19 protein-coding genes are annotated in these 17,371 nt (G+C 75.5%); 4 read left to right on the plus strand and 15 right to left on the minus strand.

Annotated features, from left to right (window positions below; genetic code table 11):
• Window positions 1-7 precede the first annotated feature (7 nt).
• Window positions 8-760 (minus strand): CPBP family intramembrane glutamic endopeptidase, encoded by a 753-nt coding sequence (locus tag O2W20_RS16910; RefSeq protein ID WP_269173887.1) that lies wholly within the window; start codon window positions 758-760, stop codon window positions 8-10.
• 139 nt (window positions 761-899) lie between these two features.
• Between O2W20_RS16910 and O2W20_RS16915 the strand changes: the two genes are divergently transcribed.
• Window positions 900-3,041 carry a beta-glucosidase family protein gene (locus O2W20_RS16915; protein WP_269173888.1) on the plus strand — a complete coding sequence of 714 codons (2,142 nt, stop codon included), beginning with the start codon at window positions 900-902 and terminating at the stop codon, window positions 3,039-3,041.
• A 2-nt stretch (window positions 3,042-3,043) separates the two neighbouring features.
• Window positions 3,044-3,646 (plus strand): TetR/AcrR family transcriptional regulator, encoded by a 603-nt coding sequence (locus tag O2W20_RS16920; RefSeq protein ID WP_269173889.1) that lies wholly within the window; start codon window positions 3,044-3,046, stop codon window positions 3,644-3,646.
• A gap of 66 nt (window positions 3,647-3,712) precedes the next feature.
• Here O2W20_RS16920 and O2W20_RS16925 read toward each other — a convergent pair whose 3' ends face one another.
• The 10 genes from O2W20_RS16925 to O2W20_RS16970 form a co-directional block, all read right to left on the minus strand.
• Window positions 3,713-4,591: an ABC transporter permease gene (locus O2W20_RS16925; protein WP_269173890.1), complete on the minus strand. Its 879-nt coding sequence runs from the start codon at window positions 4,589-4,591 to the stop codon at window positions 3,713-3,715.
• Window positions 4,588-5,514: an ABC transporter ATP-binding protein gene (locus tag O2W20_RS16930; protein WP_269173891.1), complete on the minus strand. Its 927-nt coding sequence runs from the start codon at window positions 5,512-5,514 to the stop codon at window positions 4,588-4,590. The genes O2W20_RS16925 and O2W20_RS16930 overlap by 4 nt, the downstream gene beginning before the upstream one ends.
• Window positions 5,515-5,704: 190 nt before the next feature.
• Window positions 5,705-7,153, minus strand: a complete 1,449-nt coding sequence (locus tag O2W20_RS16935; protein WP_269173892.1) for a hypothetical protein — start codon at window positions 7,151-7,153, stop codon at window positions 5,705-5,707.
• Between the two features lie 72 nt (window positions 7,154-7,225).
• On the minus strand, window positions 7,226-7,393 hold the full coding sequence (locus O2W20_RS16940) for an antitoxin (RefSeq protein WP_269173977.1): 168 nt from the start codon (window positions 7,391-7,393) through the stop codon (window positions 7,226-7,228).
• Window positions 7,394-7,478: 85 nt separating this feature from the next.
• Window positions 7,479-8,951 (minus strand): leucyl aminopeptidase family protein, encoded by a 1,473-nt coding sequence (locus O2W20_RS16945; protein ID WP_269173893.1) that lies wholly within the window; start codon window positions 8,949-8,951, stop codon window positions 7,479-7,481.
• Between the two features lie 149 nt (window positions 8,952-9,100).
• Window positions 9,101-9,268 (minus strand): DUF3117 domain-containing protein, encoded by a 168-nt coding sequence (locus O2W20_RS16950; protein WP_064972432.1) that lies wholly within the window; start codon window positions 9,266-9,268, stop codon window positions 9,101-9,103.
• Window positions 9,269-9,384: 116 nt separating this feature from the next.
• Window positions 9,385-9,978, minus strand: a complete 594-nt coding sequence (locus O2W20_RS16955) for a DNA-3-methyladenine glycosylase I (protein WP_269173894.1) — start codon at window positions 9,976-9,978, stop codon at window positions 9,385-9,387.
• The gene (locus O2W20_RS16960; protein ID WP_269173895.1) at window positions 9,975-10,883 is read right to left on the minus strand and encodes a DMT family transporter; all 909 of its coding nucleotides are present in this window, start codon (window positions 10,881-10,883) and stop codon (window positions 9,975-9,977) included. Before O2W20_RS16960 ends, O2W20_RS16955 begins: the two co-directional genes overlap by 4 nt.
• A 95-nt stretch (window positions 10,884-10,978) precedes the next feature.
• The gene (locus tag O2W20_RS16965) at window positions 10,979-12,316 is read right to left on the minus strand and encodes a hypothetical protein (protein ID WP_269173896.1); all 1,338 of its coding nucleotides are present in this window, start codon (window positions 12,314-12,316) and stop codon (window positions 10,979-10,981) included.
• On the minus strand, window positions 12,313-13,014 hold the full coding sequence (locus O2W20_RS16970) for an ABC transporter ATP-binding protein (protein ID WP_269173897.1): 702 nt from the start codon (window positions 13,012-13,014) through the stop codon (window positions 12,313-12,315). Before O2W20_RS16970 ends, O2W20_RS16965 begins: the two co-directional genes overlap by 4 nt.
• A gap of 159 nt (window positions 13,015-13,173) precedes the next feature.
• On the opposite strand from O2W20_RS16970, the gene O2W20_RS16975 reads away from it, so the two are divergent.
• The gene (locus O2W20_RS16975; protein ID WP_269173898.1) at window positions 13,174-13,635 is read left to right on the plus strand and encodes a DUF2243 domain-containing protein; all 462 of its coding nucleotides are present in this window, start codon (window positions 13,174-13,176) and stop codon (window positions 13,633-13,635) included.
• Entirely contained in the window at window positions 13,632-14,378 is a 747-nt protein-coding gene (locus O2W20_RS16980; protein ID WP_269173899.1) for a cytochrome c oxidase assembly protein, read from the plus strand. The genes O2W20_RS16975 and O2W20_RS16980 overlap by 4 nt, the downstream gene beginning before the upstream one ends.
• A 114-nt stretch (window positions 14,379-14,492) precedes the next feature.
• Here the strand turns inward: O2W20_RS16980 and O2W20_RS16985 are convergent, their stop codons facing one another.
• From O2W20_RS16985 to dapE, 4 genes are read right to left on the minus strand one after another with little or no spacing between them, the layout of a single operon-like run.
• Window positions 14,493-14,957: an SRPBCC family protein gene (locus tag O2W20_RS16985; RefSeq protein WP_269173900.1), complete on the minus strand. Its 465-nt coding sequence runs from the start codon at window positions 14,955-14,957 to the stop codon at window positions 14,493-14,495.
• A complete protein-coding gene (locus O2W20_RS16990; RefSeq protein WP_269173901.1) occupies window positions 14,950-15,351 on the minus strand; it encodes a DivIVA domain-containing protein in 402 nt (133 codons plus the stop codon). Before O2W20_RS16990 ends, O2W20_RS16985 begins: the two co-directional genes overlap by 8 nt.
• Window positions 15,352-15,353: 2 nt before the next feature.
• Window positions 15,354-16,181 (minus strand): TIGR00730 family Rossman fold protein, encoded by an 828-nt coding sequence (locus O2W20_RS16995; RefSeq protein WP_269173902.1) that lies wholly within the window; start codon window positions 16,179-16,181, stop codon window positions 15,354-15,356.
• On the minus strand, window positions 16,178-17,308 hold the full coding sequence (gene dapE / locus O2W20_RS17000; protein ID WP_269173903.1) for a succinyl-diaminopimelate desuccinylase: 1,131 nt from the start codon (window positions 17,306-17,308) through the stop codon (window positions 16,178-16,180). The genes O2W20_RS16995 and dapE overlap by 4 nt, the downstream gene beginning before the upstream one ends.
• Between the last annotated feature and the right edge of the window lie 63 nt (window positions 17,309-17,371).

Here is a 17,371-nt window from a genome sequence, read left to right on the forward strand (position 1 = left end):
GCGCCGGTCAGCCGGTGGAGACCGGCGACCGCGCCCGTTCCGGTCGCCGGTCGAGCAGCCGCAGCAACCACCACCCGTAGGCGATCAGCAGCACGATGATCGAGACCTGGACGACGTCGGGCAGCGCACCGGGGCTGTTGATGCTGGTGAAGTCCACCAGTGCGTGCAGCCCGACCAGCGGCCAGATGGTGCGCACGTGCCAGCGCAGCGCAGCCAGGCAGAACCCGAAGGCGGCGGTGTTCACCACCTGGAAGGCGATCTCGTCGACCGGCCGCCCGAACCACAGCCCGCTCATCGCGTGCCCGAGGCCGAACAGCACGCCCACCAGCACCGCCGTCCGGGCCAGGCCCAACGGGCTCAGCAGCCGCTGCACCAGCCCCCTGCTGAGCGACTCCTCGGCCAGTCCGACCGCCAGCATGGTCACCGCCGCGCTGGCCAGCACCGTCGCCGAACCGGTCAGCCCGTCGACGAGGTGCAGCAGCCCCTCGGCCAGCAGCGGCAGGAGCAGCCACCACGACCGGTCCGGCCACCGCCAGACCAGCCCGGTCTCGCGCCACCAGCCCAGCCAGCCGATCAGCGCGAGCGTGAGCGCGGCGAGCACGACGTTCACCACCGCCGCGCCCAGGGCGGGGAACCACCCCGGCTGCAACGGCGGCAGCAGGTCCTCGACGGCGAACAGCACCAGGTGCCAGAGCACCGTGACCGCGGCGGCGAGGGTCAGCGGTCGCCGGCGGGCGAGGTCGAGCACACGCAGGCGCACGGCCGGCAGCATCCCGCGGCCGGAGGACCGCCGTCCAGGCCCCGCGGTCCGGAGCGCAGCGTCGCAGCGCCCGCGCGACCGTCCCGGCCGACGGCTAGGGTCGGCGCTACCTACAAGTCACTAGGTAAGCGAGGACCCCGTGGGCACGGACGCTCAGCACACTCCCTTCGACGCCGCCGTGGCCGCCGTCCGCCGCGGGGCCGACGTCCGGCAGGAGGCCGCCGGCCTGTTCGACCAGCTGACCCCCGACGAGCGGCTCGGCCTGCTCGACGGCGACTGGGAGTTCTGGGACGGCTTCCTGGCGATGCTGACCGGCGGCTACAACACCGTGCCGATCCCGCACGGCGCCGTCCCCCGCCTGGGCATCCCCGGCACCCAGTTCGTCGACGGCCCGCGCGGCTGCGTCTCCGGCAACGGCACCGCGTTCCCCGTCTCGATGGCCCGCGGCGCCACCTGGGACCCCGAGCTCGAGGAGCGGGTCGGTGCGGTGATCGGCCGTGAGGTGCGGGCCGTCGGCGGCAACTTCTTCGGCGGCGTCTGCATCAACCTGCTGCGCCACCCGGCCTGGGGCCGGGCGCAGGAGACCTACGGCGACGACCCGTTCCACCTGGGCGAGATGGGCGCTGCGCTGGTGCGCGGCACGCAGCGGTACGTGATGGCCTGCGCCAAGCACTACGCACTGAACTCGATGGAGAACGCCCGGTTCACCGTCGACGTGACGATCGACGAGGCGACCCTGCAGGACGTCTACCTGCCGCACTTCAAGCGGACCGTGGACGAGGGCGTGGCCGCGATCATGAGCGCCTACAACTCGGTCAACGGCGAATGGGCCGGGCAGAACCGACACCTGCTCACCGAGGTGCTGCGCGACCAGTGGGGCTGGGACGGGATCACCGTCAGCGACTTCATCTGGGGCCTGCGCGACGCCGGCGCCTCGCTGGAGGCCGGGCTCGACCTGGAAGAGCCCTTCCGCCAGCAGCGCGCCCAGGCGCTGACCGCCGAGAGCGTGGACGGGGAGCTCGTCGAGCGATCGGGCGTCCGGATGATCGCAGCGATGCTGCGCTCCTACGCGGCCCGCGAGGACGGTCCCTTCGGCCCCGAGCTGATGGCCGACGACGACGCCCGCGCCCTGGCCCGCGAGGTCGCCGCCCGCGCCATGGTGCTGCTGCGCAACGAGCCGGTCGACGGCGCGCCGGTGCTGCCGCTGGATCCCGCGGCGGTCACCTCGATCGCGGTCATCGGCCGGCTGGCGACCGAGGTCAACCAGGGCGACCACGGCTCCTCCGACGTCCGCCCACCCAGCAGCACCACCCCGCTGGAGGGCATCACCGCGGCCTTCCCCGGCGCCCGGGTCGTCCACGTCGCCGACGACGACCCGGTGGCCGCCGCCGAGGCCGCCCGGCAGGCCGACGTGGCGGTCGTCGTCACCGGGTTCACCGCCGAGGACGAGGGCGAGTACGTCGGCTCGGACACCATGAACGACCCGGATCTCCTGGCCCTGTACCCGCCGCGGCCGGACGGCGTCCGGGCCACCGGCGACGAGGTGGTGATGACCGCCGGGGAGGGGTTCGGCGGGGACCGCGACTCGCTGCGGCTCCGGCCCGAGCACGAGGAGGTCATCCGGGCCACGGCGGCAGCCAACCCGCGCACCGTCGTCTCGGTCGTCGCCGCCGGCCCGGTGCTCACCGAGGCGTGGCGGCACGAGGTGCCCGCGGTCCTGCTGCAGTGGTACGCCGGGATGGAGGGCGGCCGTGCGCTCGGCGACGTGCTGACCGGCGCGGCAGAGCCGGCCGGCCGGCTCCCGTTCAGCGTGCCGACCAGCGAGGAGCACCTCCCCGCCTTCGACCGGGACGCCACCGCGATCACCTACGACCGGTGGCACGGCCAGCGGCTGCTGGACCGGCTCGGCGTCGAGGCCGCGTACCCGCACGGGTTCGGGCTCTCCTACACGACGTTCACCATCGGCGACGTGACGGCGGACGGGTCGGCGGTCACCGCGACGGTGACCAACACCGGCGGTCGCGACGGCCGGCACGTGGTGCAGGTCTACGGCCGCACCGGCACCGGCGGCTACCCGGGCGAGCGGATGCTGGTCGGCTTCCGCAGCGTCGCCGTCCCCGCCGGTGGGTCGGTGCAGGTGACCGTGCCGGTGAGCCTGCTCGCGCTGGCCCGCTGGGACGACGACCGGCGCGAGCGGGTGCTGCCCGAGGTCGCCGACGTCGCGCTGCAGGTGGGCGCGCACGCCACCGACCCCCACGCGATCACGCTGCACCTGGGCTGACGGTGCGGGAGGCCAGGGCCCGCGGCCCCGGCAGCCGGTGGACGCCGGAGCAGCGCCGCCGGCAGATCCTCGACGAGGCCACCCGGATCGTCGGGCAGCGCGGCTACTACGGGTTCAGCGTGGCCGCCGTCGCCGATGCGTGCGGGCTGACCGTCGCCGGGCTGCTGCACCACGTCGGCTCCAAGGACGGGCTGCTGGTGGCCCTGCTGGAGGACCGCGACCGCCGGGACGCAGCCGCCGTGGCCGGGGAGCTGGGCGCCGGGCTGGAGGACCTGGACGGCTCCTCGCTGGCCGAGACCCGGACGGTGCTGCGGGCGATCGTCGTCCGCAACACCACCCAGCCGGAGATCGTCCGGCTGTACTCGATGTTGCGGACCGAGTCGCTGTTCGCAGGGCACCCCGCGCACGAGTACTTCCGCGATCGGGACGCCCGGGTGCTCAGCACCTTCACCCGGCTGCTGACCGGGCACGTCGAGCTGCCCGGTTCGACCGCCCGCCAGCTGCTCGCGGTCATGGGCGGCCTGGAGGAGCAGTGGCTGCGCGCCCCGGACGAGGTCGACCTGGTGCGCGAGTGGGACCACGCCGCGGCCCGGCTGCTGCCCTGACGCACCGGTGCCCGTACCTCGACGAGGTACGGGCACCGGTGCCGGCCCTTGCACGGGCGTCCTCCCTCAGGCGTCGCGCCGGCGGAAGACCAGGACCGCCACCAGCATCAGCGCGGCCACCTCGGCGACGAAGACCCCGAAGCCGGTCCACGGCGCCAGCACCGCCCCGCCGTTGAAGGGAGCGACCTGGGCGACCGACCCACCGGCGTTGCCCGGCAGCAGCTTGGCCACCCACTCCCCCCAGGTTCCCGGCAGGGCGTAGGCCACGTTGCCGACCACCAGCACCAGCGCCATGCCGACGGTCACGGCCGCGGCGGTGTGCCGGATCAGCAGCCCGGTGGCCAGGGCGAACAACCCGAGCCCGGCGAGGTAGAGCCCGTTGCCCAGCAGGGCGCGCAGCACGCCGTCGTCCGAGAGGGCCATGCCGACGCCCTCCCGCTCCAGGAACCAGTTGCCGCCGAAGTAGCCGGCCACCGCGGTGACCACGCCGGCGACGAAGAGCACGCCGGCGAGCACCACGGCCTTGGCCGCCACCACCCGGCCGCGTCGGGGCACCGCGGTGACGGTGGCCCGGATCATGCCGGTGCCGTACTCGCTGGTGACCACCAACGTGCCCAGCGCCAGCGCGGTGAGCTGGGAGAAGAGCAGGCCCCAGGTGAGGAAGGCCGCGGGCACCTCCCCCGTGTCGCCCGCGGCCAGGTCGGCGGCTGCCGCCCAGCAGACCAGCGTCGTCAGGCCGGCGCCGAGTGCGAACAGCAGGCCCAGCGACCAGCGGGTGGAGCGGACGGTCCAGAACTTGACCCACTCCGCGTGCAGCACCTGGGCGAACCCGGGGGGCCGGACACCGGGCACGTGCCGGTTCGGGTCGAGGGAGACGACGTCGGGGGCCGGTGAGGCGCCGGCCCCCGGCCGGGCCGGGGCGGCGTTCGCGGTCGTGGTGCTCATCGGACGGCTCCTGCGGTCTCGGTGGGGTGGGTGGCGTACTCGACGCTGTCGGCGGTCAGGGTCATGAAGGCGTCCTCCAGCGAGGACTGGACGAGGGACAGCTCGTGGATGTGCAGGCCGGCCCCGCCGACCAGCTCACCGATCTCGGCGGCGTTGCGGCCGCGCACCCGCAGCTCGTCGTCGACCCGGTCGACGTCCAGGCCGTTGTTGCGCAGCAGCGCCTCGGCGTCGCCCATCCGCGGGCTGCGGACCCGGACGTAGGAGGTCGCGTGGTCGGTGATGAAGTCGGCCATCGAGCAGTCGGCGAGCATCCGTCCGCGGCCGACGACGATCAGGTGGTCGGCGGTGAGCGCCATCTCCGACATCAGGTGGCTGGAGACCAGCACGGTGCGCCCCTGCCCGGCGAGCTCCCGGGCGAGGGTGCGGACCCAGCGGATGCCCTCCGGGTCCAGTCCGTTGACCGGCTCGTCCAGGACGACGACCGGCGGGTCGCCGAGGAGCGCTACCGCGATGCCCAGCCGCTGCCCCATGCCGAGGGAGAAGCGGCCCACCCGCTGGTCGGCGACGGCGTCCAGGCCGACCAGGTCGAGCACCTCGTCGATCCGGGTGCGCGGGATGCCGTTGCTGGCGGCCAGCCAGCGCAGGTGGTCACGGGCGCTGCGGCCCGGGTGCAGGGCCCGGGCCTCCAGCAGCGCACCGACCTCGCGCAGCGGCGCCGGTGAGGCGGCGTAGGACCGGCCGTTCACGGTGACGCTGCCGGACGTGGGCCGGTCCAGGCCCAGGATCATCCGCATCGTGGTGGACTTGCCGGCCCCGTTGGGGCCGAGGAAGCCGGTCACCCGGCCGGGCTCGACGGTGAAGCTCAGGTGGTCGACGGCGGTCTTGGGGCCGTAGGTCTTGGTGAGTCCCCGGGCGACGATCACAGCGTCCCCCCGAGGTGGGCGCAAGTGGTGGTGTCCATGCCGACGAGCCTGTCGGCGGAGCCGTCCCAGGAACATCGGGGAGCGCCCTGAACCGACCCTGAAGCGCCCCTGACCTGCGTCCCTGAGCAGCCCCTGAGCGGAACCGCTGCGGACGCCGGCCCCAGGGGCCGAGTCCACCCCGCCAGGAGGGTCAGCTGCGCGCGGCGCCCAGGCCCAGCACCGCCGCCAGCCCCAGCGCGCTGCGCGGGGCGTACGGGGTCCGCCACAGGCCGCCGTGTGCGGCGGCGTGCGCCTCGTCCTGCCAGGGGTGCTGCTGCGCGGGGCCACCGCCGGTGTGCAGGTCGTGCACCAGCAGCGCCGCCATCAGCACGTTCGCCGTCGCCGGCTCGAACACCTCCACCCCGAAGCGGTGGGCACCGGCGTAGGCGGCGGCCAGGGCCCGGTTCTTGACGACCGAGCGGGTGCGGGTGGGCGGGGCGACGTTCATCGACACGGTGCTGCCCGCCTCCCGGGCCACCGCGGCACGCCAGCGCTGCAGCCGCTTGGCCAGGGCGTAGTTCGGCCCCTGCTGCGGCACGAGGCTGTCGGCGATGCCCGGGTCGGTGCCCGGCACGTACGCCCGGCGCAGCAACCGTCCGGCTGACAGCGTGCGCAGCGGCCGGCCCACCAGCTTCGCCGTCCGTGGCCGGGAGGCGTAGGCGGCGACGGAGAAGTCGACGGCCTCGCCGGGCACCGCGAAGACGTCGGTCGGGGTGGCGAGAAAGGCGAGCGCCAGGTCGGGGCGGGCGCCGGTCAGCCGCCGGGTGAGCGTGTCGACGGCCGTCGAGACGCGGACGTTGGTCGCGCCGTCGGCGTAGACGTAGTTGCCCAGCACCGGGGACCCCGGGAGGGCGGCGAGCCAGTCGGCGACCGCGGGCACCTCGGTGATCAGGTCGGCGCCGGCTGCGTCGTCCACCCCGACCGGCGTGAGCAGCGTGCCCGCGCCGCGCCGGGCGGTCTCGTGGACCCGCTCCCACAACTGCGGCCGCGGCAGGTCGACGGCGGCGACCCGGGCGCCCCAGCGCAGCAGCGCCGTCAGCGGCCCCATCTCCGCGCCGGCCCCCAGCACCGCGACCGTGTGGTCGGGCAGGGCCAGCCACTCGGGGTGGTCGGCGACGGTGCGCACCGCGTCGGCGCAGCTCGGCTCGATCACCCCGGCGTCGACCCAGGCGACCAGCCGGCGGTGCAGGTCGTCCCCGCGCAGCCGGGTGCCGCGGTACGGCAGCGACAGCTCCCGCTCGGGCTCGGCCTCCCCGGCCAGCTCCACGGTGCGCAGCGGACGGGCCGGCGGTGCGGTCTGCAGCACGCCGAGGTCGGTCTCGCCGTCCGGCCCGGCCACCCGCATCCGGGCGTGCAGCGAGTCCAGTCCGGCACCGGCGATCTGCAGCGCTGCGGCCCGGGAGCTCAGCCCCGCCTCCACCGTGCGGCGCAGGTGCGTCAGGTAGCCGGCCCGCCAGTTGGTCTCCTGCTCAGCGGCCCGCGCCCCCGTCGGGTCGACCGGCCGCAGGGCGTCGGCGACGACCGACCGGCCGAGCGTGGCGGTGCTGCGCCGGCCGTCGGGCCCGGCCGGGAAGACGACTCCGCGCTGATCCTCGGTCACGGGCCGATCCTGCCCGACCCGACCCGGGGACGGCGGCCGAGGCTGCCGGGCCCCAGCCGCCGACCACCTCGACTACTGGTTGCCGATCTTGCCGTCGGCGGCGTCCCGACCCTTGTCGATCTGCGCGTCGTGGGTGCCACCGGTCTTCTTGTCGGCGAACTGCTCGCCCTTGTCCAGCGCCGAGTCGCTGGCCTTCTCACCCTTGTCGCTGTTCAGGGCGCCCTTGGCCTTGTCCATCATGCTCACGGTGTTCCCCCTGGGATCCGGTCACGCCGGCGGCGCGACTCGCCCCCGGCGATGCCCGCCGACCGGTGCCGCCAACCGCTCAGTCGCGCACCACCGGTTCCGGCAGGTCGGCCGGCGCACCCGCCTCCAGCCAGCGCAGCAGCGTGCGGACGGCGAACCCCGAGCCGCCCTTGACGACCTCGGCGTCGTCGCTGCCGGCGCGCGCCGGGCCGGCGATGTCCAGGTGCGCCCACGGCAGGCCCCCGGCGAAGGGCTGCAGGAACAGCGCCGCCGTGGTCGAGCCCGGGTTGCCCGGGGCGTTGTTCGCATCGGCCACCTCGGAGTCCAGTTGCGCCCGCAGGTGCCCGACGTGCTCCTCGGTCAGCGGCATCCGCCAGAACGCCTCGCCGGCATGGCCGCCCGCGGTGAGCAGCGCGTCGGCCAGCCCGTCGGCGGTCGCGTACAGCCCGGCGGTGCGGGCACCCAGCGCCGTCTTCATCGCCCCGGTCAGGGTGGCGACGTCGACCAGCACCGTGGCCCCCAGCACCAGCCGGGCGTGCGCCAGCGCGTCGGCGAGCACCAGCCGGCCCTCGGCGTCGGTGTTGCGCACCTCGGTGGTGCGCCCGTCCACGTGCCGCACGACGTCGGCCGGCCGGTAGGCGGCCCCGGAGACGGCGTTCTCGCAGAGCGCGACGACGGCGGTGACGGCCCCGGGCAGCTCCAGCCGGGCCGCGGCGTCGACGGCTCCGAGGACCGCCGCGGCGCCGGCCATGTCGGTCTTCATCTCCCGCATGCCCGGGTTGGTCTTGATCGAGATGCCGCCGGTGTCGAAGGTGATGCCCTTGCCGACCAGCACCGGGTGGGCCGGACCGGCCCCGTGCGGGCGGTAGGTGGCGACCACCACCTGCGGCGGGGAGGCCGATCCCCCGCCGACGGCCAGCACGCCACCGAAGCCCCCCGCCCGCAGTTCGTCGGGCCCGAGCACGGTCACGGTCACCCCGGGGAGGGCACCCAGCCGCCGCTGGGCCTGTTCGGCCAGCCAGGGCGGGTTCTTGGTGCTGCTGGGCGTGTTGACCAGGTCGCGGGCCCAGGCCACCGACTCCGCGGCGACCCGGCCGGCGAGCTCACCGGCGGCCACCGCCGGGTCGTCCGCACCGGCGGCCACCACCAGCACCTCGGCGAGCCGGGGCGGGTGCGGGGTCGAGGTGTCCCGGAAGCGGTAGCCGGCCAGCAGCGCCGTCTCGACGGCGGTGCGCACCTCGTCGGCACCGGCCGGGGCGACGCCGGTGTCCAGCGGCAGCACGAGCCGGCGGGCGCCGGACTCGGCGAGCGTCTGCGCCCGCCGGACGGCGACCGACACGTAGGAGCGCAGGTGCGGCAGGGTCGCGTCGCCCACCCCGACGGCGACCACGCTGCGCGGGTGCCGGCCGGCCAGCGGCACGTTGGTGATCCCGCCGGGCTTGCCGCCGTTGCCGGTGTCGGCCAGGGCCCCGGCGAGGAACCCCGGGTCGACCGGCGGCCGGTCAGCCGCGGTGAGCCAGTCCGGCAGGGAGCCCTGAGCACCCACCGGCACGGCCAGGACGTCGTCCGGACCCAGATCCGGCAGCGCCGGGACGACCTCGACCCGCGGGAACGGCGCGGCCCCGGTCGCCGGCGTGGTGCCGGCGGCCGGGGCCGCGTCGTCGGTCGCGGGGCTGCCCGGGGGCAGACTCGCGTCGGTGTTCAGCTGATCGCGCCCTTCAGGGCCTCGGAGAGGGCGCTCGCCTCGTCGGGGGACAGCTCGACGACCAGCCGGCCACCACCCTCCAGCGGGACGCGCATGACCAGGCCGCGGCCCTCCTTGGTGACCTCGAGGGGACCTTCACCCGTACGCGGCTTCATGGCCGCCATGCGTGCCTCCTTCACCGGCCACCCACAGCCCGGCTGGACCGTGGTGTGGCAACTGTTCCTGCAGAGCTGTGCGGTCCATGATCCCGTATCTCCGGCCATCGACCAACCCGGACCCCTCAGTCCGGGTACCTGACCCCCGCCCGGAAGCACGTCGCGACGTGGTCGTCGACCATCCCGGTGGCCTGCATCAGGGCGTAGGAGGTGGTCGGTCCGACGAAGGAGAACCCCCGCCGCTTCAGCTCCTTGGCCAGCGCAACCGACTCCGGGCTGGTGGCCGGGACGTCGGCGAGGGTCTCCGGCCGGGGACGCCCCGGCGGCGGTGCGAAGGACCACAGCAGCGCCGACAGACCCTCCGGCAGGTCGAGTGCCGCCCGGGCGTTTCGCAGCGCGGCGGTCACCTTGGCGCGGTTGCGGACGATCGCCGCATCGGCCATCAACCGCTCGACGTCGTCGTCGGTGAAGGCGGCCACCACCGGGATCGAGAAGCCGGCGAACGCGGCCCGGAAGGCGGGGCGCTTGCGCAGGATCGTGATCCAGGACAGGCCCGACTGGAAGGCCTCCAGGGTGAGCCGCTCGAACAACGCGTCGTCGCCGTGCAGCGGCACCCCCCACTCCTCGTCGTGGTACCGGACGTACTCGGGCGCGCTCGTGGCCCAGCCACACCTGCCGACCACGGAGCGCTCGACCGGGGCCGGCGTCTGTGCGGTCACGGGACGGCCGTGTCGAGGTCGTCGAACTCCGACCGCGCGGTGCGGACGGGGCTGCGCCGGGTGGCCAGCACGCAGCCGGCCAGCACCAGCGGGAGCCCGAGCGCCAGCCCGAGGGTGAACGGCTCGTCGAGCACGAGGACGCCCAGCAGCACGGCGACCGCCGGGTTGACGAAGGTGATCACCAGCGCCCGCTGCGGCCCGGCCTCCCGGATCAGCGCGAAGAACAGCGCGAGGGCCAGCGCGGTGCAGACCGTGCCCAGCGCGAGGAGCGCGAGCCAGGCCCGGGTCGGTGCCTCGACGGCGTCGCCGAGCCGGGGCACCGCGAACGGGGCGTAGACCAACGCGGTGAACAGCAGCGCGAAGGACGCCGCCGTCACGCCCGGCACGTCGGGCAGCTTGTGGCTGATCACGATCGGGGCGACGGCGTAGCCGACCACGACCAGCGCGACCGCCCCGATCGCGCTGAGCTGGGCCCCGCCGACGTCCAGCCCCAGCAGGGCGGCGATGCCCACCACCCCGATCAGCATCCCGACCACCCGCAGCGGGGAGAGCCGGTCCTCGTCCCCGGCGACCAGGGCCGCCACCGCGGCCACGAACGGCACCGCCGCGACGAGCAGCCCGGTCAGCGAACTGGACAGCGACTGCTCGGCGTACGGCAGCAGCAGCCAGGGGCCGGTCATCTCCAGCACGGTGAACAGCAGCAGGGCCCGCCAGTGCCGGCGCAGCGCGGTGCCCAGGTGCCCCCGGGCCAGGGTCCACGGCAGGAGCAGCGCCGCGCCGATCGCACAGCGCAGGAAGACCACGACGACCGGGGAGAAGTCCTCGACCGCCACCTTGATCAGCAGGTACGGCAGGCCCCAGATCAGCGACATCGCCACGAAGAGCACCCAGCCCCGCCGACTCATCCTCGTCCCCCAGCCGCCGCCGTCACCGGGTCATCATGGCTCCCGGGTACGACGGTCCCGACGGCGGCGGACCCACGGCCGCAGGCCGCGCCCGGTCAGGCCGGGACCGCCGCCCCAGCGGCCCGGTCGACCATCCGCCGGCTGGCCGCCGTGCCGCCGAGCACCAGCGCGCAGCCGGCCACCACGGAGCCGAGGAAGAGCACCACCCCGATCGGCTCGTCGGCCAGCACGTCGACGAACGGGGTGATCAGCGCCAGCGCCGTGACGCTCGCGCCCCCCACGCAGACCACCAGCGGGATCCACGTCTCCCGCATCCGAGCGGCGTGCAGGGTGGCCACCTCGGTGCCGGCCAGGTGCAGGGCGCGGTACTCCCTGGCCTGGTCGAGCACCCGGCCGGCCTGGGTGACCCCGGTGGAGACCGCGGCCAGCAGCGACGCGATCACCAGCGTGATCGCCGTCCCGGTCGCGATGTCCACCCCGAGGTGGTCCTCCTCTGCACCGGTCGCCGCCAGGCCGGGGCTGACGCTCAGCACGCCGGCGACGAAGGCGACCAGCGCCACCCCGCCCACGCTGCGCCAGGCCGCCTTCGGGTCGTCGACGATCCGCCGGCCGGCCAGCAGGGTCGGCGCGCTGCGCGCCCGCCGGGCGACCACCCGGCCCAGCACCGAGATCAGCCACGGGCCGACCAGGTTGAACACCCACATCGCGCCCGCCAGCGTCCCGACGAGGATCGCCAGCACCACGATCGCGTCGAGCCGGAGCAGCCCGTTGGCGGCGAGCAGGAACACCCCGACCAGCACGAACAGCGGCAGCAGCCGGGTCCAGGACAGCGGCTTGACCGCGGTGCGCGCGGCCACCCCCAGCGGTGTGACCGCCACCCGGCGCAGCGCCGCCAGCGCCGAGACCAGGGCCACCAGCGGCACCGCCGGCAGGGCGAGCGCACCCCAGGAGCCGACCCACAGCTCCCCCACCGCGAAGGCCCGGCCCTGGAAGTGCAGCAGCGCCACCAGCGGCAGGGTCGCCGCGTAGAGCACCGCCCCGGCCAGCGCGCCGGCGACCGCCTGGGCCAGCGCGTCCGCGACCGCCATCCCCGCGACCTGCCCGGTGGTCGCCCCGGCCAGCCGCAGCGCCGCCATCCGAGCGTTGCGCCGTGCGACGGCCAGCCGGGCCGCCGCGCCGCCGAGCGTGACCAGCGGCACCAGGATGAGAGCAGCCGCGACGACGGCCAGGACGACGTACACCTCGGCCATGCCCGAGGGCTCCGGCTCGGCCCGCTCGACGGCGGCACGGCCGACGAAGGCGCGCAGCCCGCCCAGGGTGGTCAGCAGCGCCCAGGTCACCGCGGTGAAGGCGAGCACGGCCAGCCCGGTGGTCAGCCGGTCCGGCCCCTGCCGCCGCGCGAGCGCCCACCACAACCGCAGCGCGGCCCTCATCGGAAGTCACCGGCCGGCGTCCGGCGGTCGTCCACCAGCAGGCCGTCGCCCATGGTGACCACCCGTCCGCACCAGGCGGCGACCCCCTCGTCGTGGGTGACGACGACGAGGGCCGCCCCGGCCGCCGAGGTCGAGCGGACCAGCAGGCTCATCACCTCCTGCCCGGTGGCTGCGTCGAGGGCACCGGTCGGCTCGTCGGCGAAGACGATCCCCGGCGCGGTGACCAGGGCCCGGGCGATCGCCACGCGCTGACCCTGCCCACCGGAGAGCTCACCGGGGCGGCGCTGCTCCAGCCCGGCCAGACCCAGGTGGTCCAGCCAGCGGGCCGCGCGCTCGGTCGCCGTCCGGCGGTCGACGCCGGCCAGCATCAGCGGCAGTGCCGCGTTCTCCACCGCGGGCAGTTCGGGCAGCAACTGGCCGGACTGGAAGACGAACCCGAAGTCCGACCGGCGCAGCACCGTGCGCCGCGCGTCGGACAGCCGGGCGAGATCCTGTCCCAGCCAGGTGACCGATCCCGACGTCGGCCGGGCGATCCCGGCCAGGCAGTGCAGCAGCGTGGTCTTGCCGGAGCCGGAGGGCCCCATCACCGCGAGCGACTCGGAGCCGAGGTCGAGGTCGACCCCGGCCAGGGCGTGGGCGGCGGCCGGGCCGTCGCCGTAGGTCATCCGGAGTTCCCGGGCGGAGAGGATCGCGGTCATGGACTGATCGTCGGCCGCCGACCGTGCGCACCGCGTCGCCCCGGGGACGGAACCCGCGCGGCAGGGGTCCGCCCTGGGTCGTACGCCGGGCAGGGGTTTCCCCTGGTCGGCTGCCGGGCAGCGATGCGGCACCACCCGCAGCCGGACGACGGAGGCCCCGTGACCGCAGCCGATCCCCCGCGGTCCGACCGCCGCCGGCTGCTGGTCTCCGGTCTGCTGTTCGGCCTCGGCGCCGCCGGCGCGATCGACGAGATCGTCTTCCACCAGCTGCTGCACTGGCACCACTTCTACGACCGGGCCGGTGGGGCCGCGGCGCTGGTCTCCGACGGGCTGCTGCACGCCGCCACCTGGTCGGCGACCGTGGCCGGTCTGGCGCTGCTCGCCGACGTCCGTCGGCGGCGCGCGTTCACCCCGCGCACCTGGTGGGGCGCGGTGCTGGTGGGCGCCGGGGCGTTCCAGGTCTGGGACGGCGTCGTCCACCACAAGCTGTTGCGGCTGCACCAGGTCCGCTACGGGGTCGACCTCACCGGCTACGACCTGGCCTGGATCGGCGCCGGGGTGCTCGTGCTGCTCGCCGGGGCGCTGCTGCTCGGGCGCGCACGGACCGGCAGCACACCGTGAACCAGGCCGTGGGGGCTGCGGTGCTCGTGCCGGCCGCGCTGTACCTGGCCGGCGTCGCCCGGGCGCGCTCGCCGTGGTCACCGGGCCGGACGGTGGCCTGGCTGGCGGGGCTGGGCTGCCTGGCCGTCGCGCTCACCGGGCCGCTCGCCGCGGCGCACGGCGACCTGCGCGCGCACATGGCCGCGCACCTGCTGGTGGGGATGGTCGCCCCGGTGCTGCTGGTGATCGCCCGCCCCTCGACCCTGCTGCTGCGCGCCCTGCCGGTGCACGCCGCCCGACGGGTCAGCCGGGTGTTGCGCACGGCGCCGGTGCGGGTGCTCGCCGACCCGTTCGTCGCGACCGGGCTGAACGCCGCCGGGCTCTGGACCCTCTACGGCACCGGCCTGCTGACGGCGATGCTGCACTCGCCCGGGCTGCACCTGCTGGTCTCGGCGCACGTGCTGCTCACCGGCTGGCTGGCCACGGCCGCCGTCCTGGCCCTCGACCCGATCGGGCACCGCCGCGGCGTGGTCGCCCGCGCCGTGGCGCTGGCCGCCGGAGCGGCCGCCCACGACGTGCTGGCCAAGGCGCTGTACGCGGCCCCGCCGGCCGGGGTCACCGAGGCGGAGGCCGGCGCCCAGCTGATGTACCACGGCGGCACCGTCGTGCACGTGCTGGTGGCCGCCCTTCTGTGGCGGCAGTGGTACCGCTCGCGGGCAGCGGTCCGGGACGCCGACCGCGCCGCGCTGCTCGCGCCGGCCTGACGGCGCCGCCGCCCCCCGTCCCCTCCCCGTGCACGCGTTCTGTCCGCTCTGCACGTGCTGCAGCACGTGCAGAGCGGACGAAGAGCGTGCAGAGCGGCTGCCGGAGCAGCCTCGTCAGGCGGGGTGGGCCTGCGCGTAGGCGGCGAACCGGCGCAGTGACAGCCGCACCCCGGCGGCCATCACCGGGCGCACCAGCGGCCACCCGGCCCGGCCGAGCGCCCCCAGCGGCAGGTCCAGCCCCTCGGTCCACACGAACGTCGACCCGCCGCCGTCCCGGGGCCGCACCTCGAAGGTGCCGGTGCCGCGCACCACCCGGCCGGTGTGCCGCACGTCGACCCGGCGCGGCGGCTCCCAGCCGGTGATCAGCATGGTGTCCAGCACGCCCACCCTGCGTCCGACCCCCGGCAGCCGGACGCCGGTGGTGGCCGCCAGCTCGCCACCCACCCCCTGCCCGTTCCGGGCGCCGGCCCGCACGTCGGTGAGCAGCATCCACTCACCCTGCCGGTCCCAGTCGACCAGCGCCGCCCAGACCTGCTCGGGTGGTGCGTCCACCTCGATCTGCTCCACCAGTTCAGGCACCGGTCCGCCTCTCGTCGTCGTCAGGTCCGGCACGGAGGCCGTCCCCGGGGACGGGCACGCCCCCGGGGTCAGTGTCGCGCTGGTCGTCCTCCGGGTGCGCCGCCGGCAGCTGCGCGCGCAGGGCCGCGATCTCGGCGTCCCGGTCGTCCAGCACCGAGGCCAGCTGGTCCAGCAGCCAGTCGACCTCGGTCATCCGGTAGCCGCGGACGGTCACCGAGATCCGCAGTGCCCGGACGTCGTCGGCCACCACCGCCCGGCCCTCGGGCAGCTGCACCGGAGACCGCTCCGGCTCCGCGGGCGGCTGGGTCTCGCCCCGGCCGAGCAGCAGGGAGGCGCCCAGGAAGAGCAGCCCGCCGACCAGCAGCAGGCCGATGACGAAGACGAGACCGGCCATGCTCAGTCGTCGACCGGGGCGGGGTCGGGGACCGCCTCCCCGGCGGGCGGCTCCGACTCGTGCTCGGCGCGGGTGGCGTCCGCGGCCTGGATGATGGCGACCGCCTCGGCGACGTCGTCGGTGACGTGCAGCAGGTCGAGGTCCCCCGGGCTCACCGTTCCCTGGGCCACCATCGTCTGCCGGATCCAGTCGACCAGCCCGGCCCAGTACTCGCTGCCGAACAGGATCACCGGGAAGCGGGTCACCTTGCCGGTCTGCACCAGGGTGAGCGCCTCGAACAGCTCGTCGAGGGTGCCGAAGCCGCCGGGCAGGATGACGAACGCCTGGGCGTACTTGACGAACATCGTCTTGCGCACGAAGAAGTAGCGGAACAGCACGCCGACGTCGACCCACTCGTTGAGCTCCTGCTCGAACGGCAGCTCGATGCCCAGCCCGACCGACGTGCCGCCCGCGTCGCAGGCGCCCTTGTTGGCCGCCTCCATAGCGCCCGGCCCGCCGCCGGTGATCACCGCGTAGCCGGCCTCGGCCAGCGCCGCGCCCAGCTGCTCCCCGGTGGCGTAGTACTCGGAGTCCCGCGGCGTGCGGGCGCTGCCGAAGACGCTGACCGCCCGCGGCAGGTCGGCCAGCAGCCCGAAGCCCTCCACGAACTCGGCCTGGATCCGCAGCACGCGCCACGGGTCGGTGTGCACCCAGTCGCTGCTGCCGCGCCGGTCCAGCAGGCGCTGGTCGGTCGTCGTCCCGGCCATCTGCGGGTCGGGCTCGCCGCCGCGCAGCGTGATCGGCCCGCGGTGCCGGATCGGCCGCCGCCGTCCGCCCTCGTCCTCGCTCATGCGTCACTCCCGCTCAGGTAGGCGATCAGGGCGTCCTCGGCCGGCTGCAGCCGGTCGACCCGGACGTGTTCGTCGACCGTGTGGGCCAGGTTCGGGTCACCGGGGCCGTAGTTCACCGCGGGGATGCCGAAGGCGGCGAAGCGGGCCACGTCGGTCCAGCCCAGCTTCGCCCGGGCCGGCTGCCCGACCGCGGCGACGAACGCAGCCGCGGCCGGCTCCGACAGACCCGGCAGCGCGCCGCCGGAGCTGTCGGTGAGCTCCAGGGTGACCCCGGCGGCCAGCGCGTCGGCGAACACCTCCCGCACGTACGCCAGGGCCTGGTCCTCGTCCCGGTCAGGGGCGAACCGGAAGTTGACGGTCACCCGGCACTCGTCGGGGACGACGTTCCCGGCCACCCCGCCCTCGATCCGCACGGCGTTGAGCCCCTCGCGGTACTGGAGCCCGTCGATCTCCACCTCGCGGGACCGGTGGGCGGCCAGGGTGGCGAGGATGCCGGCGGCACCGTGCACGGCGTTGACCCCGAGCCAGGAACGGGCGCTGTGCGCGCGGGCCCCGGGCACGGTGAGGACCACGCGCAGCGTGCCCTGGCAGCCGCCCTCGACCACCCCGTCCGTGGGTTCGAGCAGCACCGCCAGGTCGCCGTACAGCCAGCCGCGGCGCTCGCGGGCCACCCGGCCCAGCCCGTTGCGGACCGCCTCGACCTCCTCGTTGTCGTAGAAGACAAACGTGAGGTCGCGGGCCGGCTGCGCCCCGGGGACGCCGAACATCCCGGCGAGCCGCAGCATCACCGCGTCACCGGCCTTCATGTCGCTGGTGCCGCAGCCGTAGAGCCGCTCCTCGCCGTCGACGACCTCGAGCCGGCTGGGCACGTTGTCGGCGATCGGCACCGTGTCCAGGTGCCCGGCGAGCACGATCCGGGTGTCCCGGTCCAGGTTCGTCCGGGCCAGCACCGAGTCGCCGATCCGCTCCACCTCCAGCCCACCGAGCCCGCGCAGCGCCGCCTCGACGGCGTCGGCCAGCGCCCCCTCGCTGCCGGACACCGAGGGCGCGTCGACCAGTGCCCGGGTCAGGGTGAGGACGTCGGCGCTCAGGTCGAGCGGGGGCAGCGGCTGCTCGGCGGGGCTCACGACCGCCGAGCCTAGTGAGGGAGGCCCCGGCTCCCCCCGCCCCTCGCCGACGCCCGCACCCTG

Origin of the sequence: Modestobacter sp. VKM Ac-2982, from assembly GCF_026967935.1 — a bacterium.
In the GTDB taxonomy this organism is placed as follows: Bacteria; Actinomycetota; Actinomycetes; order Mycobacteriales; family Geodermatophilaceae; genus Modestobacter.